This is a genomic window from Candidatus Uabimicrobium amorphum (assembly GCF_009002475.1).
GTDB classification, from domain to species: Bacteria; Planctomycetota; Uabimicrobiia; order Uabimicrobiales; family Uabimicrobiaceae; genus Uabimicrobium; species Uabimicrobium amorphum.
The window spans coordinates 8,416,009-8,442,562 of record NZ_AP019860.1 but is presented as its reverse complement, the minus strand read 5'-3'; the positions used below and the strand labels follow the sequence as shown (position 1 = coordinate 8,442,562).

Annotated in this window: 22 protein-coding genes and 1 pseudogene; 12 read left to right on the top strand and 11 right to left on the bottom strand. The window is 38.9% G+C overall.

The features are described 5' to 3' along the window. Positions 1-62: 62 nt before the first annotated feature. Positions 63-1,517, top strand: a complete 1,455-nt coding sequence (locus UABAM_RS29610; protein ID WP_151971602.1) for a hypothetical protein — start codon at positions 63-65, stop codon at positions 1,515-1,517. A 208-nt stretch (positions 1,518-1,725) separates the two neighbouring features. On the opposite strand, the gene UABAM_RS29605 is transcribed toward UABAM_RS29610, so the two are convergent. The 5 genes from UABAM_RS29605 to UABAM_RS29585 form a co-directional block, all read right to left on the bottom strand. Next, positions 1,726-3,837 carry a YfhO family protein gene (locus UABAM_RS29605; RefSeq protein ID WP_151971601.1) on the bottom strand — a complete coding sequence of 704 codons (2,112 nt, stop codon included), beginning with the start codon at positions 3,835-3,837 and terminating at the stop codon, positions 1,726-1,728. Further along, complete coding sequence (locus UABAM_RS29600; protein WP_151971600.1) at positions 3,818-4,561, bottom strand: glycosyltransferase; 744 nt, start codon at positions 4,559-4,561, stop codon at positions 3,818-3,820. Before UABAM_RS29600 ends, UABAM_RS29605 begins: the two co-directional genes overlap by 20 nt. Next, entirely contained in the window at positions 4,527-5,273 is a 747-nt protein-coding gene (locus UABAM_RS29595) for a class I SAM-dependent methyltransferase (protein ID WP_151971599.1), read from the bottom strand. The genes UABAM_RS29600 and UABAM_RS29595 overlap by 35 nt, the downstream gene beginning before the upstream one ends. Before the next feature lie 214 nt (positions 5,274-5,487). Beyond that, positions 5,488-5,922: a hypothetical protein gene (locus tag UABAM_RS29590; RefSeq protein ID WP_151971598.1), complete on the bottom strand. Its 435-nt coding sequence runs from the start codon at positions 5,920-5,922 to the stop codon at positions 5,488-5,490. Between the two features lie 119 nt (positions 5,923-6,041). Next, positions 6,042-8,696, bottom strand: coding sequence for a YfhO family protein (locus UABAM_RS29585; RefSeq protein WP_151971597.1), 2,655 nt, complete (start codon positions 8,694-8,696; stop codon positions 6,042-6,044). A 329-nt stretch (positions 8,697-9,025) separates the two neighbouring features. Here UABAM_RS29585 and iscB point away from each other — a divergent pair, with 329 nt between their 5' ends. Both iscB and UABAM_RS29575 read left to right on the top strand, forming a co-directional pair. Next, positions 9,026-10,426, top strand: a complete 1,401-nt coding sequence (iscB, locus tag UABAM_RS29580) for an RNA-guided endonuclease IscB (RefSeq protein WP_151971596.1) — start codon at positions 9,026-9,028, stop codon at positions 10,424-10,426. After that, complete coding sequence (locus UABAM_RS29575; RefSeq protein ID WP_151971595.1) at positions 10,426-11,163, top strand: glycosyltransferase; 738 nt, start codon at positions 10,426-10,428, stop codon at positions 11,161-11,163. The genes iscB and UABAM_RS29575 overlap by 1 nt, the downstream gene beginning before the upstream one ends. Here UABAM_RS29575 and wecB read toward each other — a convergent pair. Then, a complete protein-coding gene (gene wecB / locus UABAM_RS29570; RefSeq protein ID WP_151971594.1) occupies positions 11,160-12,278 on the bottom strand; it encodes a non-hydrolyzing UDP-N-acetylglucosamine 2-epimerase in 1,119 nt (372 codons plus the stop codon). The two genes, UABAM_RS29575 and wecB, sit on opposite strands and share 4 nt — an antisense overlap. A 298-nt stretch (positions 12,279-12,576) precedes the next feature. Further along, complete coding sequence (locus UABAM_RS29565; protein ID WP_151971593.1) at positions 12,577-13,755, bottom strand: DNA-directed RNA polymerase subunit alpha C-terminal domain-containing protein; 1,179 nt, start codon at positions 13,753-13,755, stop codon at positions 12,577-12,579. Positions 13,756-13,996: 241 nt separating this feature from the next. Between UABAM_RS29565 and UABAM_RS33600 the strand changes: the two genes are divergently transcribed. From UABAM_RS33600 to UABAM_RS29555, 3 genes and pseudogenes are all read left to right on the top strand, one after another. Continuing rightward, a complete protein-coding gene (locus UABAM_RS33600) occupies positions 13,997-14,161 on the top strand; it encodes a hypothetical protein (RefSeq protein WP_173013649.1) in 165 nt (54 codons plus the stop codon). Between the two features lie 18 nt (positions 14,162-14,179). Further along, positions 14,180-14,344: pseudogene (locus tag UABAM_RS34305) on the top strand (heavy-metal-associated domain-containing protein); the annotation flags it as partial. 62 nt (positions 14,345-14,406) lie between these two features. Continuing rightward, positions 14,407-15,645, top strand: a complete 1,239-nt coding sequence (locus tag UABAM_RS29555) for an alpha-amylase C-terminal beta-sheet domain-containing protein (protein ID WP_151971592.1) — start codon at positions 14,407-14,409, stop codon at positions 15,643-15,645. A 58-nt stretch (positions 15,646-15,703) separates the two neighbouring features. Here the strand turns inward: UABAM_RS29555 and UABAM_RS29550 are convergent, their stop codons facing one another. Continuing rightward, positions 15,704-16,756 carry a beta/alpha barrel domain-containing protein gene (locus UABAM_RS29550; RefSeq protein WP_151971591.1) on the bottom strand — a complete coding sequence of 351 codons (1,053 nt, stop codon included), beginning with the start codon at positions 16,754-16,756 and terminating at the stop codon, positions 15,704-15,706. A 568-nt stretch (positions 16,757-17,324) separates the two neighbouring features. On the opposite strand from UABAM_RS29550, the gene UABAM_RS29545 reads away from it, so the two are divergent. The 5 genes from UABAM_RS29545 to UABAM_RS29525 all read left to right on the top strand — a co-directional run bounded on the left by UABAM_RS29545 (position 17,325) and on the right by UABAM_RS29525 (position 22,233). Beyond that, positions 17,325-17,714, top strand: coding sequence for a hypothetical protein (locus UABAM_RS29545; RefSeq protein WP_151971590.1), 390 nt, complete (start codon positions 17,325-17,327; stop codon positions 17,712-17,714). 179 nt (positions 17,715-17,893) lie between these two features. After that, on the top strand, positions 17,894-19,036 hold the full coding sequence (locus tag UABAM_RS29540; protein ID WP_151971589.1) for a hypothetical protein: 1,143 nt from the start codon (positions 17,894-17,896) through the stop codon (positions 19,034-19,036). A 66-nt stretch (positions 19,037-19,102) separates the two neighbouring features. After that, positions 19,103-19,852 carry a hypothetical protein gene (locus UABAM_RS29535; RefSeq protein ID WP_151971588.1) on the top strand — a complete coding sequence of 250 codons (750 nt, stop codon included), beginning with the start codon at positions 19,103-19,105 and terminating at the stop codon, positions 19,850-19,852. 93 nt (positions 19,853-19,945) lie between these two features. Next, positions 19,946-20,872, top strand: coding sequence for a sensor histidine kinase (locus UABAM_RS29530; protein ID WP_151971587.1), 927 nt, complete (start codon positions 19,946-19,948; stop codon positions 20,870-20,872). Next, positions 20,869-22,233: a sigma-54-dependent transcriptional regulator gene (locus UABAM_RS29525; protein WP_151971586.1), complete on the top strand. Its 1,365-nt coding sequence runs from the start codon at positions 20,869-20,871 to the stop codon at positions 22,231-22,233. The genes UABAM_RS29530 and UABAM_RS29525 overlap by 4 nt, the downstream gene beginning before the upstream one ends. A gap of 66 nt (positions 22,234-22,299) precedes the next feature. Here the strand turns inward: UABAM_RS29525 and UABAM_RS29520 are convergent, their stop codons facing one another. The 3 genes from UABAM_RS29520 to UABAM_RS29510 are packed head-to-tail and all read right to left on the bottom strand — an operon-like array spanning position 22,300 to position 25,454. Next, positions 22,300-23,136, bottom strand: coding sequence for a nuclear transport factor 2 family protein (locus tag UABAM_RS29520; protein ID WP_151971585.1), 837 nt, complete (start codon positions 23,134-23,136; stop codon positions 22,300-22,302). 25 nt (positions 23,137-23,161) lie between these two features. After that, positions 23,162-24,508, bottom strand: coding sequence for a CPBP family intramembrane glutamic endopeptidase (locus UABAM_RS29515; protein WP_151971584.1), 1,347 nt, complete (start codon positions 24,506-24,508; stop codon positions 23,162-23,164). Positions 24,509-24,536: 28 nt separating this feature from the next. After that, the gene (locus UABAM_RS29510) at positions 24,537-25,454 is read right to left on the bottom strand and encodes a M28 family peptidase (RefSeq protein ID WP_151971583.1); all 918 of its coding nucleotides are present in this window, start codon (positions 25,452-25,454) and stop codon (positions 24,537-24,539) included. 209 nt (positions 25,455-25,663) lie between these two features. Between UABAM_RS29510 and hpaI the strand changes: the two genes are divergently transcribed. Beyond that, positions 25,664-26,554, top strand: a complete 891-nt coding sequence (hpaI, locus tag UABAM_RS29505) for a 2,4-dihydroxyhept-2-ene-1,7-dioic acid aldolase (protein ID WP_151971582.1) — start codon at positions 25,664-25,666, stop codon at positions 26,552-26,554.

The window sequence follows — 26,554 nt, the reverse complement described above, 5'->3', positions numbered from 1 at the left end:
CATTTGACGGTATATCTTAGTGTATTTAGCATCAGTGATGGAAATATTCTAAAGGAAAAGCTATGGGAAAGTACGCACTGTTTTTTATTTGGTTAGTTCCACTTGTTCACACTCAGATCTTTATGGATAAGGATTCTGGTTTTCAATTTCCGCAGACGATTGGTCATTTTTCGGTGCTTGATCAAAAAAAATTCGCGCAAGCGTCTTTAGGTGTATATGTGGGCTACCATAACGACAAAGAGGCTGTTATCTCAACGTACGTATACGCCGTACCTCCCAAAATGCAACAACAATCTTCTTCAACTGTTTTGTCAAAAGTTATGCACGACCTAAACCAGCAAATTTTACTGGTAGAAAAACTTCGTTTCAAAAGCGCGGTATCGGTCATTAGTGAAGGGGAATTTAATGTTGCGTTAAAGGACGGTGCCAATTTTTTAGGACAGAAATCATCTCTTGTTGTCTCTAGAGAAATGGAAATACTCAACACCATAACCTACATCTTTTTTTTTAATAAGTCTTTCTTTTTTAAAGTACGTGCCACTTTTTCCAACGATAAAATGTTAGAAGAAGATGTGGATCACTTTGTGCGAAGTTTACTAAAAGCACAAAAAACGCCAACCCCACCGCGTAAACCGAATTTACAAACCAAAAAAATACAACAAGGCATGCTGAAATTGATCGATAGATTTTTACAAGCACCTCTTGTGAGCAAAGAAGCACCGAAAATCCTCATTTCCTATGCCATTCAAAGCGATGCTGTGCAGGTGATTATGTCAAAAGAGCAAGGGTGGATGAAAACCAGTGGCTATGAACAACTGTTTATCGCAGCATATGTCGCGGGTAATATTCGCAAGCAATTGATGACACAGATCAAAAAAAACTATCCCGAAGGCGGAGATCGCGCCGTTGTACGAGTGTATAGCGTTTTAAAGAAGCAACTACCTGGATTCATCATTCGCGAAGCGGAAAGTTTGGTGGAGAAGTACGCAAAGAACGCGAATGTCGGAAGCGATGTTAAAGACTTTATACAAAAACTTCCCCAAGCAATTGCCCAACGCAAACGCCAAGAAATTTATGATCAGGGAAGACAACTGCTGAAAAGAGTTACTGGCACAGAAAAGAACGCGGTTGTGCGTGGCTTAGAAGATATAAAAGGCAGTCACTACCTGAGTAAAAGAGTCGCGTTGCAAATGAAAATATACCTAAAGCGCCAACAAAGTATTACCTTATCTACAGTCGATGGCAGGCAAATTCGCGGTGTGGTAACGCGCGTTGCTAAAAATAAATGCCTGATAGAAGACTCCCAAGGAAAAAAATATGTGGTGTATTATTATAAAATCAAAGCCATAGATATGGTAAAACTCATTCCCGAAAAGTACTACAGTGACAGCAAAGTTTTATATCATTTGGGAGTACTATTGTTTTGTGAGAAAAATGCTGCCGCAAAAAAATATTTAGAGAAAGCCAAAGAGCAAGGTGAGAACTCTGCGCAGTGGTGGTTGGATAAAATGGAGTAAGTTGTATTTATTTCTTCTTAATAAAGAGTATCGTTTTTAGATGGGTGCCCTCACCATCGCCTTGTAGATTTCAGCTGCGCTGAAAGCAACAAGTCTCATGCCTCTCCCACGGGAGAGGCGTAGCACGTCTGAATTTGTTTTCATTCATTTTCTTTGATTCATATCAATTATAGAGTGAATATCTAAGTCACAAGTGAAATAAAAAGTTTTAAATTGGGCGTTGAAATAACTTGTTCATACAAATAAGAAATACAAACGCTAATAGTATACCCACCGCACTAATCCATTTCCCATAATAGTAACTTTGTGGGGCGAAGTGAAATTCGATTTCTTTGTCTTGAGCGTCGACAACGCAGCCGATAAAACTGCCGTATACCTTTATTACGTGTCTTTGCTCTCCTCCCACATAGGCATTCCAACCTTGGTGATACCTTTCCGAAAAAATGAGTAACTGTTTGCCGGGGGCTTGTATATTTATTTTTGCATATCCGTTTTTTTCAGCGATGATCTTCGCTATCCCAGGTGTTGTTTTTGTATCTAAAGAGATCAACCTTTCCGCAATCGCAGTGGTGGCAAGGTCTATGTTTTGTAGCTGTTGTTTAAGATTTTGTCGTTCGATACTTCTGGTTACTAAGCGTATGCGAGGTTGGGCGTTATTGAGTTTACTTCCGCGTTGGTATCGTGGTGTGTATGATGTGGTGACTCCGGCCATTTCGCGGTATTTTGTTGATTTGGGATCGATAATGTTGTTTGGTCGTAGTCCTACGTAACCATTGACACAGCGTAAACCTTGCGCGGCCCATAGATTGGCATTTCCTCTAATTTCCCAACGGTATAGTTGCGTATCTACTAGCTGTGTGTTGCGTTGCAATTCATCAAATGTCTTTGCTGGGATTGTTTGTATATAACTAATACCGCAGAAGCCTAGTTCAAAAGCTGTGAGTATTACGAGGACGAATACGCCGTTTGCAGATAATTTTAGGGTGACTAGGATGAGTAATGAGGAAAGTAAAAGGAGAATGGGGCCTGTGAGTATTGACATACCGTATTCGGTGTTGTGAGGTAGTTGTAACGCCCACATGGCAAATCCTGAGCTTATGAGTATAGGAATAAGTATTGGCCACAAATTCACAAAAGGTATGTGGTTGTTTTTTTGGGAAAAATGTAGCAAGTTAACAAATCCAATACCGGCTAAGATGGCCATAGAAAAATGAGTGATGGCGATATAACGCACCGGATATTTTAACTTGCCGATGATGGGAATATATTGATAAATATAATAGATAAAGCTATTTTTGCCCGTGGCGAGAAGAATGGATAAAATGATGAGAGCTGAAAATATGTTCACCAGACGTTTTTGTGGTTTTGGCAGATGAGAGTAACGAATAAATAGCCAAGTGATGAGTAGTAGTGTGGTGCTTCCGCAGTATAAGGCGAACTCATGACCGTTGCTGTAAAAACCGTAGGCATGGCGCGCTACGATTCCTTCGGGCAAAACGGGAGTAAAAGGGGTAAAGACTAATAGTAGATCACGCCATTGCAATGAGCCAATGGCTGCGTAAGATACATTGCTACCGCTGCGTAAAGAGTGTTGTAGTGCATCCCATGTGGGGAAAAGTTGTATCGCGGCAACCGCAACTGCGATGATTTTCGCGATGGCGATGAAAAGAGAGTATTTTTTGCGACGCGCTGTGAAGCAGCAAAGTACATAGAAAATTTCGACAACAAGAGAAAAAATTACGCTTTGCGGGTGACCGAGCAAAAGTTGTGAAGTGGTTAAGGCAATAATACCTGCTAAGGCATATAACTTCTGGCGATGAAAGTTGCTGTCTAATACAAGATGTATGCACAGCAATTGCCACGGAATGTGCCCGACAATTGCTACCGCATTTATATGAATAATGTGCATCAGATTAAAACCGCTAAACGTGAATATGAATGCACAAAATAACGCCCCGTGTGATGGAATGTCCCATTTTTTTAGCAAAAAATATGTTCCTGCAAACATAAAGGGATAGTGAATAAATAGTTCGATATTGAAGGCTGTACTGAGGGGAAGAAATGAATATAAAAATAAGTGCAGAGGGTGGTACATTCCCACTTGCCCTTCCCCGTGGATGTAGTAACCACAAAATATGTTCGAAAACCATAAAAAGCTTTCCCCGGAATCTAAGCAATTTTGGTAGAACATTCTCATGGGAATGTGAAAGTTAACGAGATCGTTAAGTACATATGTTTTTTCTTGTAGTGCGGGAAATATCAGAATGAGAAAAACGACTCCCGAAACTCCGCAAATGAAATTAGTTAGTGTTTTGGTCATTTTTATTCACTCGATAGTGCCAATAAAGTTTGAGTAGCTCTAAGGGGGCAAAGAGGAAATCCTTTAGTTTCAGTTTGCTTTCCCCGCGGTGGATCCATTCTTCAAGAGGGTGTTCATAAAAGATATTCATATTGATTACTTTGGCGCGAAAAATCAATTCAACATCGAAAAACCACTTGGAAAAAAACTTTTGTGCAAAAATTTGTTGCGCAATGTCGGTAGTGAACAGCTTGGCTCCGCATTGACTATCGTAGACGGGCATACGCAAGAGTATACTGATGAAAGTGGCAAAAACTCTGCTGAGATAGTGGCGATACCAAATGCGCTCGACATTGGCTCCTAGTCTTTTTAATCGGGTTCCGAGCACAAATTTTATGTTGCGTGATTGCTTGACGATATGAATAAAGTTTGTTATCTCTGAAAGAGGGGTGGCAAGATCCGCATCCCAAAAACCAACTAGGTCAAATTTTTGCGTATCGAGAACATGGCAGACTCCTGCGCGTACTGCTTCGGCTTTCCCACTGTTTTGTGCCAAATCTAAAATCATGGTTCTTTGTGTATGGTGTTGGTGAATTTCTTCTAAGACTTGTGTCGTATTGTCTGTACTTCCATCGTTTACAAAACAAAAAACAATATCGAAGTTGTTGTGGATAAAGTTAGAAAAGGTGTCCACTGATAAACGATTGGCTTCATTGTAACAGGGAATTACGATTGCTGTTTGCATCAGTAAAAATTCCTACAACAGAGGTTCCAAAAAAAGGATTGCCTCCGAAAAAAGCTTCGGTTTTTCCCAAAGAGTACAGAATGGCATTGATGAGAAAATGACTTTGCTGAAGATCGGTATTACTTTGTTTACGAGATAATTTGCGTATTAAATACACTAAAGGAAATACATAACTAAACGCGTATGTGAGAAGTACAGGCCGTAGTCCCACTTTTTCGGTGAGAGATAGTAAGGTTTTTTTTGTATATCTTCTATAGTGATGTAGTAGCTCATCGTGGTAAGACCATAAAGAAGGAAACGCAGGAACAGTGATGAGAATGATTCCATCATCATGCATATAATCTAACCATAGGCGTAAATGATGCTCATCGTCTTGTAGGTGCTCAAGCACGTCCATGGCCAGTAGGCAATCAAACGATTTTTTCGAAGTTGCTGGTAGTGTATTCACAAACACATCTTCGGTTTTTTGCCAGGAAAATTTGGGAATATCTTTAAATAGAGGGTCAAAACCAACGACACGATGTATTTGCGATGATAAATGTGGCGACTCGCGTAAAAAAGCGAGATTTTGACATGTTCCACATCCCACCTCTAGTATTTGTTGTTGTTCGCTATCAATGAGGTTGAGTGCACGAAGAATGTAGCGGAACCTCGTTTTGATCCACCAATGCTCTTTTTCGTTGGCCAGTTGGTTGCTCTCGATTAAATCCATGATCTACCTGATGTATAAAATGTGTCGTTGCAAAATTTACCTTGCGCGATTATACAAAATAAAGAGGATTTTGTACGAATAGAAAATAAAATGGAAAAATATTTTAAAAATAGTTGACAAGGTCGTTATTCCGTTGTATAGTATTAGTGAAAATAAACTCTGACCTCCCCTATGCTCTAATAAGTAAAGATACTTATTAGAGTTTTTTTTATGCCTACAATTCGTGACGAATCCATCTATTTGGACTGAGTTTATATGTTGGTTTACGTTTGCTATCTGTCGCATAAGAGTAGCCTTCAAATTCGTTACGCTTCTTCATCTTTAATTTAAAAAATCCCACACCATAGCGTCCCCAATCGGAGTAAAAAGTCCACTCCTTGCCATCAAACTTAATTTCTGTGACTCCTTGAGAATTAATAAGCTCTGGTAGTTTAGTACCCACTTGCTTCATTTGGTATTTTCCTTTGACTTTCGTAAGTTGGAAAGTACCCGCATAATGATACGCCGTTTTTCCTTCTTTGTTGTAATAAATGTATTGGTCCCAAATTCCAATAATGTCCACCGGTTGCTTATTCTCTGGTGTTTTTTGTTTATCTTCTGCCATAAGTAGCGAAGATAAAACGAGTAGCAGATAAAGAAAGTTTTTCATAAAAGAGTCCTTTGTAAAGCATTGCGATAATCGTTTTGTATATGAAATTGTAAGTTCAGATATATTTAGTAAATCATTGTTGTGATAACATTTATGATAAGTGGAAAACTACATTTTTCTCATTTGTGGCGAATTTTGTGTATGGCGTATATAAACAATAATAAAATGGTGAGTAGTGAAATCCATTTTCCCAATGTGTCGTACCAAGGGTGTTGATAGTGAATGGTTATTTTGCATTTTCCTGTGGGTATTTTTATTGCGATCATTCCGGCCTGTGCTAAATACTTCTTTACGGGTTTATCATTTACCAAAGCGACAAGATTGGGGTGGTAACGCAAAGAGGGAAAAAAGAACTGGTTTTGTTTTGATTCTATTTCATAGGTGATGCTCTGTAAGCTGTCATACGTTATTTGGCAGTCCACTTTTGGATGTAGCGCATTACTTAAAAATAAAGGCACTAATTTTTCTTGCCAATTCTTTGCCGTCACCACATCTTCGACTCCATTGGCGCCATATAAAAAACTGACTTGGTGGGGATTGAAGTTTGGATGATGTGATATTTTATGAAATAACTCCCACGGTTTATCCGATTTTATTTGCATGACCTTTCTAGGAACGATCACCGGTGAACTTAAGGTATTTTTGTACAAAACCGACTTTCGCGATTGGTGTATTTTGCGAATGGCTTTTGAATTTGCTAGTTGTCCTGTTGCCGCTCTAAAATGCTTTCGGTTGAGCACTACATACGCGACATTCAAAATCGATAAACGATGTGCGAGAGAGTTACCTGCATAGGCAATGAATGGTTTTATCACACCAATAACAACTTTGCTTGTTTTTGTATCTTTCTCTATTTTGATTTTAATTTGGGCTGTCGAAGCGTTGAGGTCTTTTTTTTCTATGGGCACCACTATATAGTAGTGGTATCCTTTTGTACTTGCTTGTAGTTTGCCTACAGATGCGTTTTGGTAAAAGGTTTCTATTGTGGTTTGTGGGGAAATCATTGTTGGTAGTACAATCCAGCATTTAAATTTTCCTGGTGGTAAAGGCACCCCTATATCTAAGTGGGCAGCTCCCTGCCAATCTTTTTTCGATTCCCAAATATAATTCGAATCAGACAATCCTTTTGTATCCGAATGTATATATTTTATTGTAAGTGGCCCACGATTGCCGTATTCCAGTGAAAATGGGATCGCTTCTAGAATTTCTTTTTGCAAAACTTGTTCGTTATAATATTTTGCCTCTGTCCAATCAGTATTTGGCTCTTCGGGTAGGGCGTCATGATGTCCATGGTACAACCTATTGCAGTTGAACAATAACTTTGGTAAGTCGAGGACTCTGCCATGAGGTAAGTCCTTTAAAATTTCGTAGGCATCGAATACACTGTCGTTTCCGGATATACCCAGTGAATTTGTTTGACCGTTTTGTGGAAAATACATTCCGGCGGCTTTATTAAAGGTCACCAGAGAGAAAAAATCTAAACACAAAATAGTCGCTAAAAAAATCATGGCAATATTTACTGTGTATTCTTTTTTTATTTTTAGCAATAGTTCTGATATAGATATTGCTCCCATGAGTACACACGCGCACAAACAAAAATAAAGTGGCTCTAGCCAATAGAATGGCAATGTCAAGTGGTGCCCTATAAAATGAAAGATATTGTGTCGGAAACCTCTCCAAAATATGATGATGGCAACGAATAGAGTCATGAGAATTACATTTAATGCAACGTGTTTGAGAGGATTGTTTTTGGAAATGAAAAATCCAAAAAGAGCAATGCACATCGCAATGATACCAAAGTAGGCCGAATTTACTCCACCGAAACTTCCGAGAAAAGATCCGTTGTTATCAGGATCTGCGCTCAAATTAGAAAACCAATTTTCGCGGTTGACGAACTCCAAGGCATATTTGGTAGGTAACACTTCTCCCCACGATACTTGATGTTGCGTTTGCTGTTGGCGACGCATCATACCATAGTATTCTTTTTCCAGTACCATGGGAAATATAAACCATGCTGCCAAACAGAACGAAATAATCGCTGGCAAAATGATCGTGCGGAGTTTTTGCCACTGAAGTACTTCACTTGGTTGGGTTATAAGAGAAGCGATAAAGTAGATGATACATAATATAATTAGATATATGAAGCTTCCTGGATGGCACATAATGCATAGCGATGTCGATATGGCCATAATCACTTGTTCGTTTTTCTTGAGGGGGCGATGTAGTAGTGTCAGAAATACCGCAAATGTAATCGGAAACAGTATTAAAGCGCCTGCTCTTTGTAGTGAACCCACATGTAAAAGAACTCCCCATCGCGACCAGCCAAATATGTATGCACAAGCAGCAACTACTGCGATACTTGGAGTACAGCGTATTTTTTCTTGGCCGTAAACATCTATAATTTTTTTGGCTGCCCAGTAAAATGACAAGCCTGCGCCTAGATTGAGAAGTAGACCAAAAAGTCTTCCCACGAGTATGATGACAGCGGTGTCAGGTATATCGATAAAAAGCTGTATTACAAAGCAGCACCAACCCATTAATTGTGCAATGAGCATACCTTGGTAACGAATAAAAGTAGTTCCTGCGCCATGTAGGTAATGATAGGCCGGTATGGGAATACCATCTGCAATGCCTTGTTTGACAATATCTGCTTGCGTTAGGTGGATAAAATAATCTAAACCCAATACATGTGGCGTTCCAAAAAAGTAGTGCCAGCTTGCTAATATGGAAAAAATTGCTACAATAAACCAACCCCAATTTTTACGAAGGTTCATATCTACTCCGAACACTAGAAAGTTAAGGATTATTGTCAACTACCCCTACTTAGTACCAAACGGTACTTGAAGTGGGAGCTTGTAAGCTCAGTTGTTGACCAGCTTGTATCAAGTGTAACAAATTTGGTAAGCGTTAGAAACGAAAATATAGGTACTCTGGGGTGCTTCTCCAGCTCCAGACTCTACGGTTAGTAGTTAAACAGGTGTAGTGGGTTAAGCCAGTGCTACTAACATACAAAACCGTTTCATAACATTAGCGAGGAGACCTTTACCGGTTCTAAACCGAGAAACCAAAGTAATTTGGTACTTTACAAAGAAAGATAGCTTTGATGCAAAGAAGAGTGTTTGTACTCAGTAAAAATAGAAAACCTCTAATGCCATGCTCTCCGGCAAGGGCACGACAATTGTTAAAAGAAAGAAAAGCAAGTGTCTACAGACAAGAACCCTTTACCATCATTCTCCAAAAAAGAACAGAGGGAGACTTACAGAAGGTGCAACTCAAGTTTGATCCGGGAAGCAAAATTACGGGAATGGCTCTTGTCGTATTTTTTCAAAAAGGTACAATCGTTACTTGGGCAGCAGAACTAGAGCATCGCGGCGAAAAAATAGTCGATTTGCTAAGCAAAAGGCGTGCAATTCGCCGTAGTCGTCGCAATCGTAAAACACGATATCGCCCACCAAGATTCTGTAATCGTACAAGGAAAAAAGGATGGATTGCACCTTCTTTAAAATCAAAAGTAGATAACATCTTTAATTGGACGAAAAAACTACTCACTTATACACCAATTGACAACTTGTGTGTAGAAACAAATCGTTTTGATACCCAGAAGCTACAAAATCCTGAGATTTCAGGCGTCAAGTATCAACAAGGAACACTGTTTGGCTACGAAATTCGCGAATACCTACTTTACAAATGGAATCATCAATGCGCCTATTGCGATGCAAAAAATGTTGCATTGGAGATAGATCACATTCATCCGCGAAGTAAAGGCGGAAGTAATCGTGTATCTAATCTGACCATTAGTTGTCGTAAGTGCAACGAAAACAAAGGTAATGGTGATATCCACGAATTTCTAAGCAAAGATAACAAAAGATTACAGAAAATTGTGTCTTATAGCAAAAAAACACTGCGCGATGCTGCAAGTATCAACACAACACGCTACGTCATCGGCAACCAGTTAAAGAAACTTGGTATGGATGTAGAATTTGCAAGTGGAGGAAAGACAAAAGCAAATCGTCGACACAACGGATTCAACAAACAACACTGGATTGATGCTGCCTGTGCAGGAGAGAGTGGAGAGAATGTAACTATTTCTCAAGACCTAATACCTTTGGGTATTCAGTCTCAAGGTAGGGGCAGTAGGCAAATGTGTCGCGTAGATCAATTTGGATTTCCTCGTACAACAGCGAAAAGTCAAAAAAGGGCAAAAGACTTTCAAACGGGTGACATCGTAAAAGCCGTTGTGACGAAAGGTAAGAAAAAGGGTGTTTATGTTGGTCGCGTTGCCGTAAGATCTAACGGATATTTCAATATCAAAACGAATAATTCTACAGTACAAGGTATTTCTTATCGTTATTGTCAGTTGATACAACAAGTTGATGGATATTTTTATTTCCAGAAAGGAGATGCGAGATTGAAAAAGGCATCGTGCTCATGCTTCGCGCATTCGCGTCCGAGTGGCGATTCCTCCCCAACTTATAGAAGTCGGGGTATCCTCGCCACAAATTGATGAAAGTTTGGATTGTTTTACCAGCATACAATGAGGAACTTGCACTACCTCCTCTTTTTGAGGCTATTGATTCGTGTTTGCGCCAAAATAATTTGGAGTATGAGATAATTGTAGTCAATGATGGCAGTACAGATAACACTGAAAATATTACCAAAGACTATGCTAGTAGGCAACCTATATTACTTGTGAACCAACCGCAAAACTGTGGACTTGCCAAAACAATACAATTGGGTTTGGTAAAAGCAAGTAGTCTTGCCAATAGCGATGACGTTGTTGTTGCCATGGATGCAGACTTTACCCATCCTCCGCAACTTATTCCACAGATGTTGACACATATTGAAGAAGGTTTTGATGTCATCATTGCGAGTCGCTATGTTGCTGGAAGTCGTATATCCGGTGTTCCGTTCTATAGGAAAGTTTTGAGCAACACCGCCTCGTTCTTATTTTGCGTGTTGTTTCCGACAAAAAATGTGCGGGATTTTACATGTGGTTATCGAGCCTACCGTTGTTCTTCCTTGAAAGAGCTTATCGATAAGTACAATGGGGAGTTTGTGTCACAACAAGGTTTTTCTTGTATGGTGGAGATCTTGTTGCACCTAAGAAAACAAGGGGCAAAGATGAGAGAGGTTGCGCTAGATTTGCGATATGATCGCAAACCAAGTGCCTCTAAACTGAAGATTTTCAAAACAATATTTGAAACCCTGGAGGTTATGTGGCGGAATTTAAAAAATCGTTAATAGACTCTGATTTGTAAGAGAATATTCGCTATTTTTTCGGCGGCATTTCCGTCGCCATATGGGTTACTTACTGTGGACATCGCGTCATACATTTTTTTGTCTTCCAGTAAATTACCTACTTTTTCCATGATTTTTTCTTTGCTCGTTCCTACAAGGTATGCCGCTCCACAATTTACCACTTCTTGCCTTTCTGTAGATTCTCTTGTTACCAGTACTGGTTTATTTAGTGAAGGCGCCTCTTCTTGAATTCCTCCCGAATCGGTGATGATGAAATACGATTTCGTCATGAGGTACACAAATTGTGGATACGATAGAGGTTCTATTAATTGAATACGCGATTGATTTGCTAAGATATCGTTTACTGTTTTTTGCACATTTGGATTGGGGTGTACCGGGTAGATGATGTGCACACCATCGTATTTCAAAGCGATACTTTTTAACGCCTCGCATATTTCTTCTAAGCCCTTACCAAAGTTTTCGCGACGATGCCCCGTCACCAGGATAATTTTCTTTTGTGTATTCAATTGGTATTTTGTGGCAAACTTTTTGGGCATTTTCTCTACCACCTTAACAGAATCTAGTAACGCATCAATCGAAGTGTTGCCAGTGACATGTATACTTTCTTGATTCACTCCCTCCTTTATTAGATGGCTTTTGGCTTCGTTTGTCGGGGCAAAGTGTATTTTAGCAATGTGTGTGACCAATTTGCGGTTGACTTCCTCTGGCCACGGCTTGTAGGGATCTCCCGTTCTTAAACCCGCTTCAATATGCGCTACTGGTATTTTGTGGTAGAAAGCAGAAAGGGCTGCGCAAAATGTTGTGGTTGTGTCTCCTTGTACAACAACCCAGTGCGGTTTTATTTTGCTGATAATATCTTTTAATTGGAGAATAATTTTACTGGTGAGTGTGGAAAGGTCTTGGTTGGGAGACATTACATTGAGATCAAAGTCAGGTTGGATGTCGAAAAACTGTAGAACTTGATCTAACATCTCGCGATGTTGTCCTGTGACGCAAATATAAATTTTACTGTTTCTTTTCTGTAGAGCTTTTATAACAGGGATCATCTTGATTGCTTCTGGGCGTGTACCGAAAACAACTAAAATTTTTTGTTTCAATGTATTCTCTCAATATTGTTATTGACGACAGTTAATTAGAATCGTTGGAGCCGTTGGTTTTAGAAGTAAACTCTTCTCAATAAAGATTTATAAATCTATGTTATTCCCACGTAAGTGGGAAACCAGCAATGTAAAGTTGACTTGTAGACGCTGAATCCCTGCTTTCGCAGGGATGACAGCCGGGTTTGATTTTGTAGTTCTATACAACACGGTGTTGTAAGCTTTTATTTTAGAGCATTTGTGCTTGGTTTTATGTCATAAACGCCGCGGGCGTGAATCTCGGGCACCACATAATGATCTAGGTTTTTAAAGCAAGTCCCATGTCATTTAACTTCTTTTTTATTTCTTGCATAGAAGTTTGTCCAAAGTTTTTGCATCCTAGTAGGTCTTGTTCTGTATGATTGATCAAGTCACCAATACTTTTGACACCTACTTTTGACAAACACTTGCGGCTACGAACGGACAGTTCCAGTGTGGCGATGGTCTTTGATAGTAGCGATTCGTCTTTATTATCTTTAATGAGAGCGAAAGGTTTGATGTCTTTTTTCTTTGGCTCCAAAAATTTATCGGATTCCATACCGAGAGACAAACCTTTTTTGCCCAAAATTTCTTTTATTTCTGCAAGAGAGGTTTCACCGAAGTTTTTATAAGATAGTAGTTCTGCTTCGCTTTTCTTGATCAAATCACCTAAAGTTTTGATTTTCATTTTGTTCAAGCAATTGCGGCTACGTACCGAAAGTTCAAAGTCAGTAATCGGGGTAGATAGAATTTCGTTGCGTTGATCTTTGAGTTTTTCTTTTTCTTCGTCAACATACATTGTCATCGAAGATCTTGCGTCTTTTAGGTATAATTTAGCGCGGGCGTTTTCAGGATAGCGATCAAGTATTTTTTCATAGCACTCGACGGCTTTCTCATATTGTCCTAAATCTTCATATAGAATACCAAGATTCATTAAAATATTGGTATGTAGTGGACGAAGAGGAATACATTTTTCGTAAAGTTTGATCGCAATGGTTTCATTACCATATAAATCGTAATAATATGCAAGGCGATAGATTGCTGGAACAAAACTTTCATTTTCTTGTGTGGACTTCTCGTAGCAAATGATCGCGTGTTTGGGGTCTCCTTCGATGTCGGCGACAACACCGTCAAAGTACCACTGGTAGTGTGGAGCAAGTTTCTTTTTCCACTCTTTGAAAGCCTTGGCGTTTTTACCTTCAATAGCACTAGATGCTGTAGCGAGAGTGAAGGCTTCTTCTTCTTTGTGAGCATTGGCTAGTTTTTTGAAATCAGAAAACGCACCTGAAAAATTACCGTCGAGGTACGCTTGCTTCGCTTTTATAGCTTGCGTATGGGATTTTTTACCATGTTTTTTTTGTATTTCTTTTGTTTTTTCATCCGATAAAATCCAGGTGATATCGGTTTTTTCAAAATGGCTGGTGTCTTTCATTTGCATTGTTACGAGAACATATCTCATAAATGTATAAATACTTTTCAACAACAAAGTGAGATAAAAGCTTCTCGCATCTCCTTTCTTTTGTTAGAATTGTTAAAGGTATAAATACCCTTAATCACTCTGCAAATTTTTAGGTCTTTTTTTGAGGCGGGCCATTATATTTATTTTTTATTTTTTGTCAATACCACCAAAATGGTAAAATCAGTAAGGTATTGATATCAAAAAAGATATTTCATTTTACTTCATCAAGGAGTTTTCAACTGTGAGTAAATTATTCATTATTTTTGTCTTCGTAAGCATGTTTTTAGGATGTGCCTCGCAAGAAGTGCGCAACGAAAATTTGCCAGAGCAAGAAGTTATGGCAGAGAACAATGAGCAGGCTGCGCAAGAGCAAGTCGTGGCATTAAAAATTACTGGGATGACATGAGCCACAAGTTGTGTTGCTCGTGTTAAGAGCATACTCTCTGAAGTTTCAGGGGTTGAAAAAGTAATTGTTGATTATGGCTCAAAAATGGCGTATGTTACAGGAAATGAAACATTAGTTCCGGAAAAACTTGTTACGGCTTTAAAGAGTACGAATCGTTATAATGGTTTTATCGTGGGTGGATAAATCCTGCTGCGTAGCCAAATTCGCAAGAATTGGACAACAGTAAAACAGGGAGGTCTTTGTTTATGAAAGACGCAATTAAGAAAATCACAGCAATTCTTTTGGTGATGTGCTTTACAGGTATTGTCACCGCTGATGATTGGAAGAAAGAAAGTGAAGATGTTATCCTACAAGGATTTCATTGGAATTCACATACCACAAAACCGTGGTGGGGTGTTATCGAAAGCAAGGCAGCAGAGATCGCTAAAGCCGGCTTTACGATGGTATGGTTTCCCCCCTCTTCTGCGGCGGCGAGTAAAGAAGGTTATTTGCCACACCAATTGTATTTGCAAAACTCCAACTATGGTAGTCAACAACAATTGCAAAGTGCGATTAAAAATTTACATAAACACAATGTAAAAGCCATCGCTGATATTGTGATTAACCACAGAGTGGGGACGAAAAATTGGGCAGACTTTACCAATCCTGACTGGGGAAGTGATGCTGTTTGCCGTGATGATGAATGGCAAGGGGCTAAAGGAAACTTTGACACCGGAGATCGATATGGAGCTGCCCGTGACTTAGATCATACAAAAGAGTATGTTCAGAAAAGCATTATCGAGTGGATGCTGTGGCTGAAAAATACCATCGGCTATGATGGCGTTCGTTACGACTATGTAAAAGGTTATGCGGCAAAGTATAATAAAATATACAATGAAGCGATGCAGCCTAGTTTTTCTGTCGGAGAGTTGTGGGATAACCTTGATGTGAACAATCCTGATCCTCACCGTCAACAACTTTGTGACTGGATTGATGATAGCGATGCAACTTCCGCAGCATTTGATTTTACTACCAAAGGAATTTTGCAGTTGGCTGTACGCAACAGTGAATATTGGCGGCTTCGTGATAATAATGGAAAACCTGTGGGGCTCATTGGATGGTGGCCACAACGCGCAGTGACTTTCATTGATAATCACGACACTGGTCCAAGTCCAGACGGTGGGCAAAACCACTGGCCATTTCCTGGTGAAAAATTGATGCAAGGGTATTGCTATATCTTAACTCATCCTGGAATACCTTGTGTTTACTGGGTGCATTATTTTGACTGGCCGCAAGGTAAAGAAATTGCGAAGTTGATTCAGTTGCGCAAAGAGCACCATATCTCCTCTGTAAGTAAAGTGGATATTCAAAAGGCAGATAGTGGTGTTTATGCTGCGATCATCGACGGAAAAGTCGCGATGAAAATAGGTGGTGGAAACTGGTCGCCTGGAAGCGATTGGAAACTATCTACTTCCGGAAATGGTTATGCTGTTTGGACTAAATAGTAAACTTGATAGCCAGGTAAAACTGGCTATCAAATGGCTGGACAGAATTTCTGTCTGGTCATTCAACTCCAAAGAGACTTTTGAATCTTTCGAAAATGGTTTTTTGTTTGCTATCCGTTTTTTCGTTGACAAAAGCCAGAATTTCTTCATCCAACATTTCAATATTTTTCATATCTAGAGAAGGCAAAACTTCCACTCCAAACTCATTTAACACGCTTTGTGTTTGTAAAATGTTTTTTACTTGAAGATTTGCTTTGGGGTTTTTGGAGTCAAAAGGACATCCACCTATTCCACCAAATCCAATATCAAAACTAACAGTGTTTTCGATTTGCTTGAGTGGTTCTAAACACGATAATAACAAGTCGCTTAAAACATCGTTGTTTTTAGGATTTGTATGGAGATGCAGTCCAATGGGTTTTTGAATATTGTTTTCTAAAATGGCATCCACTGCTGTTTGCATCAAAGGCTTGATGTTTTCCGGTGTGGCCTCTCCACTTGTGTCAGAAAAAACAATACGTCCTTCAACATCTTTGGTAATTTCAGCAAGGATGATAAACTCTTCCTTTATTTCTGCTAGCAGCTTTGGACGAATTTCCACATCAGACAGTTGGTGTGTGACTTTAGACATATGCACATCTAAACTCGTACCAAATTTCTGACTTTTTTGCGTAAACTGTTTTACAATTTCACGAGATTCCTCGATGATTTTTTGACGACTTTCATCGGAGTAAGTGGGAAATTCTTTACGACCAATACCATTGTTATTATACAAAAATTCTCCAGATAGAGAATGAGTGTACGCAATGCTATTTGCTGCTTTCTTTTCGATTAAAGCCTCCGCTTTATCCATGTATTTTCCATATGGACGAAAAACGAGAATTTGCCTTTTCAGTTCTGGAGCAGGGTATTTCTCGAAAAACAGGATCGCTCTGGCCTCTGAACCTGCCATTGCTGGGACCAAGTGTGGATTGATCATACTACCAATCATGATGTGCTTGAAACCAGATTCGGCAATGTGTATGAGATGTTCTACATATTTTTGATTATCAAGGGGATAGTTTAATCCCTGAAGTCCATCTCTAGGGTCTGCAACCAACTCTATTTTATTCACGGTACTCCCTTGGATCAGAAATGATTTCGCGACATGTAAAAAGTACCCACAAACAGTATCATTAAACAAACTGTGAATGATGACACTTAACATGTAAAAATATGTCATAAGATAAAATGGTATGGGTTACATGTCCGAGGGCATGTAGACTGCGTTAAAACGCTCTATTTATGCTACCTATAATACTGTTTTTTATGCTAGGCGTCAAGTTTTTTGTTACACCCGTCGTGTTGCTTCCCTGGAAATTACGCGACGTTAACATATAAATTTTGATGCTGTGAAACTAACTTTGGGGAAACCGCTGTCTTGTGAAAGTGAGGAAGGAGAGGATAAACTTGGATTTTTTCAAAAGTTGATGCAAAATATACGAAACACTCTATGATTCAAATCCTAGTGGAGATTCCGTTTTTATTTTGTCGGATGCTGAGGAAATAAAAGGAACAGAATCGAAAATGGGGGGGGAATTGGATTGAACAATTATTTTTAGATGTTCTTGACAAATGATATTATTCAAATATCATCAGTATGATAGAAATTTCATTTTAATCTCACAAGAAAGGATTGTGTTATGTCGCAAAAAAATCAACTCGTCCTTACATTTGTTTTCGGTGTTATCGTAGGTCTTTTGGCATGGAATATTATCGTCCTCTCTGAGCCGACTCCGGTAATGGCTCAAGCGGCTGCTGGCGGTACAAACGGTTCGGCAAATGGTTATATCGCTGTAACTGGTGCTGTTTCCAACGCATTTTCTGGTCTATGGATCATCAAAACCAATGAAACCGATCACTCTCCATCTCTTGCTCTTTACATACCTGAAAGAGAAGGAAATCGTATTAAGTTTACTGCCGCACGTCGTATTAAGCACGATTTTAAAATCGTTCGTTTAAACGACCGTTCGCAACTTTCTCCAAATCGCGTGGAAAGAGAATTGGAAAAGATTAACAAAAAAAATAAATAGTTAGTCATGAAAAATAGAGGCGACCCGTCTCTATTTTTTTCTATGTAATCGCATCAAACCCTCGAAAATACTTCTTATCTACAATTTACAACCACACCACCATAGGCAAGTTCTATAAACCCATCACTCAAACAGATTCTACAAATTTGTTATTTGCAAAAAATATTTATTTAGGTACAATGTACTACAACTTTATAGAATATCTAACTATTTTGTTTGCAAAAATATGCTCCGCCAAAACAAAAATTCAGCCACGAATTTTCATTTCTGCGGAAGGTATCCAAACAAATAGTCATGTATACGAAATTATTCATTTAGAAAGGGTTTGGCCTGTGGCAATGGAATATTACTCTTTCGAAAAAGTCTTAAAAGAACTCCAGATGGAAGAAGATGAACTGAAAAGACTTGTTTCGGAAGGTGAAATTAGAGCTTTTCGCGATGAAGACAAAATGAAGTTCAAAAAGTCTGATATCGACGGCCTCAAAAAAGGAAGAATGACCGAACCGACTATTATTCTTCCATCTGGAGAGCCTGATGATTCTTCGGAAGACAGCGAAGTACTTTTAGTAGAAGAGGATACCTCTGAAACCTTACTAGATATAGACGACTTAGATGGTGGAGATTCTAGCTCTACTACAGTGCCAACAGTAGACTTTTCTTCTTCTGATTTTGATGATTCTTCATCTGCATCAGAAACAATTACCGAAGAACTCACTTTTGAAGAAGACAGTGGTTCTTACGTTCTTGAATCATCTGATGATGTTCTCATTGACTCTTCGGGAGAGCTTTTAGACGTAAGTGGAGACTCTAGTGGTGAAACATTTATTGAGTCAGATACGGGACTGCAAACTGAACCTTTAGATATGGATTCAGACATTATTGAAAGTGCCGACTTTGACACTGGTTTTGCCGATTCTGGAGCTGGTGACGAAACTGTACCAGTAGATGATGATTCTTCATTTGACCAACTTGCTGTTGATGATCAACCAACAGGACAAATTGATCAACGCGATGCAGGTACCATTGAGCAACTTCCTGGAGCAACAGTTGTTGTCGCTCCTACATTAGAATTAAGCCCAACTGCTGTGACATTTTTAATTCTCAGTACAATTGCCATGCTTTGGACAGGTGTATTGATGATTAATAACATAAAAACAGTGGATACACCTCTTACAGGTTGGTTTACAGATATAACATATGAGTATGTCCGTCCAACTTATATGGTGTATGGCGGTAACAAAAAAGTCGCTCAAAGCAAACTAAAGAAACAATTAGTTTGGCGTAGACTAAAGCGCGATGGTGAAAAAAGAAGAAGAAGATAAGACTTACGTTTAGTAAAACAAGTTTAACATACGTTTTTGGAGACTAGTTACTAGCTAGTAGATACCATGAAATATATTGCTACACTACTCATTTCTTGTATGTTGACAATTTCTCTATTCGCGCAAAACGATCAAAGTATCTATGCCAAAGATGGTTTCCATCGCGGAGTAACAGAACAGAAGTATAGATATAATAAACAGCTTCGCGAAGAATGCAAAAAGTTGCTTTCTCAAGGAAAATCAGATCAAGCACAAAAAAAACTAGCAGAGTATTTTGCCGGTAAAGTGTTTCTTCCTACGTATAGTGACATGGTGAGTGACAAAAATAAAGGTGTGTCATTAACCGATTGGAATTTTCACATGTTACCACGCACTCTTTTTGACATTCTTAATACAGATACTAGTACAGATACCGCGGATGAAAAATATTTGTCCGAAGAGGAATTGAACAAACACCCATTAATGGGAACCGCTGTACAGAGAAAACAAGACCGTTCAGCTCTTATTCAAAATTTGAAGAAGACTGTCGAAAATTATAAAGAACGCCTCGATCATTTGAAAAGCCTACGGTATGATATTGCGGATGAAACGTTTTATACCAAGGCGGACAATGATAGTCCTGACCAAGTAGCGACAAAAACCTATGTAAATGTTAAGAATGGAGAGTTGATCGTAGAACAACTACCTCTTAATGCATATGTGGATCGACTTATTCGCGATCAGGATGAGGACAATCCTATTCCTTTATATTTACTTGGTTTAGTTCTTGTTTGCTTAACAGCAGCAGCAACGTTTATCATTTCAAAATTCTCGTAATTTTGAAATTGTTATACATCTAACTAAATGTTGAAAACACGTCTGCAATTGTATACCAATTGCTTACAGACGTGTTTTTTTTTTGAGATTATCATGCAAATATTGATTGCCATAGAATTACAAGACTTATCGAAAGTAGTCAAAAAACATTTTCCCGGGAGCTCTATAAAGAAAACATCTGAAAAAAACTGGCAGAAAATTCTCAAAAAACAACCAGATATTTTTATATTTTCAGGAGATGAATGTTACGATGGAATTGAAGTTATTGCGCATCACCTAGGAATGGCATTTTTAGCTTTAGAGCCTGATATTGAATGGTTGCCCAATACTTTTTCTACCGAGGATATCATTGACAAGTTATTCTATAAACAACGGCTTTATAAAATGATTACCACAGAGCATTCTTTGGATCACATAGTTTCTTTAAAAGAAAAAGCAGCTATTACCGATGTTTCTTTGGATTTGATTCATGAGATGAATAATCCTTTGCAAGTGATGCTTGGTTTTATCGAGAGCGTACTTGAAGAAATGTCCACAGAAGAAAAATTTTACGAAGATATGAAAATTATCGAGGAAGAAATTCATAAATGTATCTCGATTGTGAAATATGTGCGGAGCTTCCACGATGGTTCGCGAGAAGCCATGTATACAGACATTGGATTCGTAATTGAGTGTGTGGAACAAATGATTTCTCTTCGATTGCGTAAAAAAATGATCACATGGAAAGTGGAGAGTTTTTCGCCAACAATGCTTGTGGAGAACGAGGCGTACAAGCTGAGTATGATTTTACTATGTACATTGCTATGCTTACTTAGAATTTCTCAAAAAAAATGCACGGTTGCCATGGAGATTCATACTACACCGCAATTTAAAATTTTATTCCATACATGTTTCGTAAATTCTTTTGCGGGGGATATTGAAAATTTACGAAGATACCTACAGCAAAAGGGTGTACAGTTTTCTCATTCAAATGAAAAACAAATGCTAAGTTGCGAATTGATTATAGAGATGAAAAAATGACAAAAAAAGTTCTTGTAATAGACGATGACACCAAAGTATTGCGGTTATTCCAAAGAATTTTAGAAAAAGATTACAATGTTGTCACTTGTTCAACGATGAAAGAATCGATGACGGTAATTGACGAGAGCGTTGACCTCGTTGTTGCAGATTTGAATTTACAAGATGGGAGTGGGTTGGACTTGTTAGCCTATCTAAATAGTTTGATGTACTACATTCCCTTTATTGTTGTTACAGGTTATGGAACAATAGAAAGTGCGGTAAATGCCGTTAAGAGCGGAGCTGTTGAATATATTATAAAGCCTTTTAGTCGCAACTATATTCTTGATGCGATTCGCAATGCGATTACCGAAGCTGAATATCGGAAAAATATTGCTCCTGAAATAGACGCGAATTGTAAGGAAATTATCGGGCAAAGTAAGGCAATGAAGAAGCTGTTTAACATCCTGCAGCGCGCCGCACCATCTTCAGCAACAATATTAATTCAAGGAGAAAGTGGAACAGGAAAAGAGCTTATTGCCAGAGCAATTCACAACAACAGCCCTAGGCATAAAGCGGAGTTTGTTCCGATCAATTGCGCGGCATTTAGCGAAAACTTGTTAGAAAATGAGTTATTTGGCCATGTGAAGGGGGCTTTTACCGGAGCAATGGACTACAAAGAGGGCATTTTTGAGGTGGCAAACAATGGTACGCTACTTCTAGATGAAATTGGCGATATGCCCATGCCTCTCCAGATTAAGCTACTACGGGTTTTACAAGAGAGAGAATATAAACCGGTTGGTTGTACGAAGTATCGAAAAGTAAATATTCGCGTGATCGCCAGTACCAACGTCGATTTAAAAAAAGCGATTGAGGAAAAAAAGTTTCGCGAAGATTTATACTACCGTCTTGCTGTTATTGAGTTGCATGTACCACCACTGCGCGACCGCTTAGAAGATTTGCCGTTACTCGTGACGCATTTTATTAAGAAATACAACGAGAAGAACAGTAAAAATATTGAAAGTATTACTCCGCAGGCAATAGAGGAACTTAAAAAACACAACTGGACAGGTAATATTCGCGAGTTAGAAAACGCCATTGAGCGCTCTGTGACCCTCTCGACTTCGAATGTCATTACTCATGATGTGTTGTGGAGTAAAAAAGAGCGCCCCACACTACCCAATAATTTTGTCGAAGAAATTCTTAGCGAAATTGACACCTCTGTTTCGGCCAAATCCCTCAAAGACTTAGTCGATATTGTTACCAAAAATGCCATTTTATATGCACTGAAAAAAACAAAAGGAAATCGCAGCCAAGCAGCGGCTATTCTAAAAATGGGACGCGCTTCTTTTTACAATAAAATTAAAGAATTGGATATAAAATAATTCCGAGCCCAAGCCCAAGCCCGAACCCGAAAAAATTGGATTGCCACATGTCTACTACAACGACGTTTACTTTACTTTTAAGAACGACATGATTTTTTGTGCATCATATTGTTGTTTTTGTGTTAGATCATGGTGAGAGGCCGTTTTTATTTTTTGAGCATTGTCATCGATGATACACCAAGACGGAGATGCAATATTCGTCATAAAGCGACGAAGTAATTTTTTTTCGGCGCTACGTATACACAGAACAATATAATGTTTGGCAAGGTAATCTTGGATTTTCGAGTCACCACTTGTGTAAGAAAAAAACTCATCGCACTTATTTTCCTGTTTTTCGCCCACGACAATAAGAATTTTTTTTGCGGTTTTTTTGGCTTGTAAAATAGCATATGCCAAGTCTTTGTTGGCATTGCGCGTATCATCGAAATTTGTTACTGGTAGATATGGATCTTGTTTGACAAGATCTGTAAACTCTGTAATAAGTTCGTTAGGAATTGTCACCGCCAAGTGATAATGTTTTATTTTCCACCGGTCATTTTTACGTTCTAACACTCCAGAACCACGACAAATTCCCATCCAGGTATCAAGTGTTTCGTCAAACCACACAATTTTACTACTTTCAGAGAAGTAGAGCTTCCTTTCCAAAGGGATGAACGTCCACGCCGATTTACGCGCAAAGGCAAATTGGCACCATTTTTGGAAAACGTCTTTGCTCCAGCGCTCTGTGGCGTCCGTACCAATATAGATGCTGTCTTTATCCATACTCCCAAAAAACTTTTTCTCGTCAGCAACTGCAGCAGCATGGTGCCAAGCGTCGAGAAAGGTATGCAGATCGTTTTTTAAATCTTCATTTGCAAAAAGAATTGGTGCAAAAAATAAGTAAAAAATCAATATAAACTTCATGACATTTCCTTTTCATTGTTTTGTATCATTTGATGCGAATGTAGTAATAAATAAAGTAATCGGTATTGGTGTTGTTGTGAAACGTAGTACCTATGTGTACTTCGTAAAGTCCTCGTGGAATATTTTTTGTTTCAATTTGGAGACTGTAAGTGTAGTTCGGACTAAACTCGGGAAGTTGCCTTTTGCGATGTCTACGACAGAAATCATTGTATTTATGGCGATTTGTGTCTACAAAATTTGGCAAAGCGTTTTTTTTCGGAAGATAACTTTTGCCTCTAAAACGAATTTCTACATTGGCCAAAGGTTCTGTAGAGGCTGTAATACCATTTATACGAATGGGTACATCTTTTTTGACGACGATTCTCTGGCGTTTTTTACGGTATTTATCGTTTATTTGTATTCTATGGAAATAACGCGGATTAAAAAGGTATATTGTGTTCTGAAGTTGCGAAACCCATAAACCACACATAAAAACAAATAGTAGCCAAACACCTAGAAAACGTTTTTGCGGCACAGCAGGTGTGTTGCGCAATTTAATGATGACGAGTAATATAACGATGACAAAGAGCAACAAAAAAAATGTTAAATAACTTGCGATGGGCACATCACCACGAACAAACCATGTATATTCATAGTCTGTGACACGCTTGGTGTACTCAGAAGCCATTTTGAGGGCAAAGACGATCCCGAAATGGAAACCGATACAATAGAATATATGACCGGAAATTTTGCGTATTAATGCAAAACAAATTCCCAAAGCCCATAAACAAAGAACCGAACTCATGATATGCCCATCGGTGATATTTTGGTAAATTTTATACCATGCTAAAAAGCCTGATTTCCAGGTGACAACATCAAAATATCCGTCCTTGGCCTTGAAGAAATGGACGATGGAATAAAACGCCGCAGAGAGTGCGATGGCAATTTTTGTATTAAAATTATTTTCTAAGGCGGAGTAAACTAAACCACGAAAAATAGTTTCCTCAATGATGGAAACTAGAAAAGCAGAGACGAAGGCGGAGAAAAAGACGGTGTGACGAAATTCTTTTTCTAAAATTCTCGCCCCCAGCAAGTGTTGGGTGATATATAAAATGGATATGATGGCGGCTCCACAAAAAGCGCTGATGAGCATGTTGCGGAACACTGGGCGTGAGAAATGGGCATATCCCAAACGATCGCGACCAATAGCAAAACGTTTGTACAGAAAACAGCTAAAAAGAATCACTGTTATCAACATGGTACGCGAAGCAACTTTTTGAAAGTCAAGCGTTGGAGCAAAAAGTGCAAGGGTCCAATAAACCAATGGAATAAAAATACTGGTACTCAGAAAAATAAAAGTTGCGGAAGCCAATGTAATTTTTACGAAAGACATAGAAGGGTCCTATATGATTTAACCACCGTTATTTAATATCTTTGATCGCTTTTGCCAATGCGGTGGTAAGTGTGGCCATTTTTTTGTAATCTAACGTGTCGGGAGTATCTGTTGCTTTGTGATAGTGGTGATTGCGATAGAAAGAAGTATCGGTTACCATTAGGGCTGGGTAGCCATACCTCCAAAAGGAGCGGTGATCAGAAAAATCAACTCCCTCAAGTATGGGAGGAGCAATGAGTAGTTGTGTGGAAAGGGAATTGTATTTTTTGAGCGCGGTGTGAAATTGCGAAGTAATCATACGGTCAGAAAATTTACTCACTACGGCGATGTAGTCGGCGTGTTTAGGGTACATACTTTTTAGAGCTGGATTCGGATATTTTTGAATGTGTTGTTTTGAAAAAAAACCTAACATTTCCAAGCAAATCATTATCTTAACTTTTTCGCTGTTCGCCGACATCTGTGCTGCATAGCGCGCACTTCCCATATTTGGGGTCGCGAAGTACGGCGGTTCTTCTAAAGTAAAGGCAACAAAGCGCAATGTATAGGGGCTTGTGTAATCTTGTAGTAAATGAGCAAGTACAATCATTGCCGCCACTCCGGAAGCATTGTCGTCCGCACCAGGCGTTCCCCATGCACTATCGTAGTGAGCACCAATAACAATAATTTCTTCACTTTTTCCTTTTTTTTCGAAAGCTAAGTTGGTGTAGCTTTTGCCTTGTATCGTGTACGTTTGATGCTTACGTGTAAAAGACGTGGGGATTTCTTTATCGATATAGGTGGCCGCTTGTTGTAACTTTTCGTATTTATATGGATTGCGTTCGCCTATGGTTTCCGAGAGCATGTACACTGCTTGTTGAATTTTCGTTTTCACATCTACATCTTTGTGCTTGTCGGCGAAAGTATAGCAGCACGAAATTGCAATTATACAAAGGCATTTAAGTTTCATTTTGTCCTTCCCTATTTTAGACAGCCATTAAAAATCAATTGACGTGTTGTAAAGAATGAGCGTTATTTTACGTTATTTGTATGGCGATCAAAAGTAAAAATTCCAGATGGGTAAGCTGCGCCAAATATATTTGACGTTGGAAGTAAATTGACCTATGATAATAATTCCATATACGCTAAAACGCATATAGCTTTATACAGGAGAGAGTGATGAATAATTTTAAAGGCTCTATCGTACCAGTGGTAACTCCTTTCAAAGATGGTAAGGTGGACTACGACAGTTTTTCTCAGCTTATTGAGTGGCAAATTGCGAGTGGGAGTCATGGAATTTCTGTAACGGGAACGACCGGAGAGCCCAGTTCTCTTAGTATAGAAGAACGTAAACGAGTGATGAAAACGGCATGTGACGTCATCAATAAACGCGTACCATTTATTCCAGGTACTGGTTCGGCAAATCATCGTGAAACATTGGAGTTGAGTAAGTATGCACAAATAATAGGAGCAGACGCGGTCATGATTATTGCTCCATACTACCTACGTCCGAGTCAGGAGGGCCTTTTTACACACTTTTCAACAGTGGCAGCGAGCATTGATTTACCGATCATTTTATACAATATACCTGGACGGACAGCTGTCAATATTGCGATTGATACGGTGGCACGACTCAAAGAAAAACATGAACATATTATCGGAGTAAAAGAATCGAATAAAGATTTTGAACACATTAATCGTTTGCTACAACGCATGGGAAGAGATTTTGCCGTATATTCTGGAATCGAATTATTGTGCTTTCCCATTTTGGCGATAGGCGGCGCTGGCTATATAAGCGCTACGGGAAATTTAATGCCACATAAAGTTGCCGATCTTTATAACTTTGTTTGTGGGGGGGAGTGGCAAAAAGCGCAAGATTTGCATTTTGAAATGATGACTCTTAACGACGCGATCTTTCTCGAAATTAATCCTGTACCAGTGAAGACCATTTTGGGGATGATGGGCAAAATTTCTCCAGAGGTTCGCTTACCGCTTACCGCTGTTAGTGAAGAAAACTACCATAAATTACACAAAATAGCTGTAGATTATCAATTGATAGCAAAGGCATAA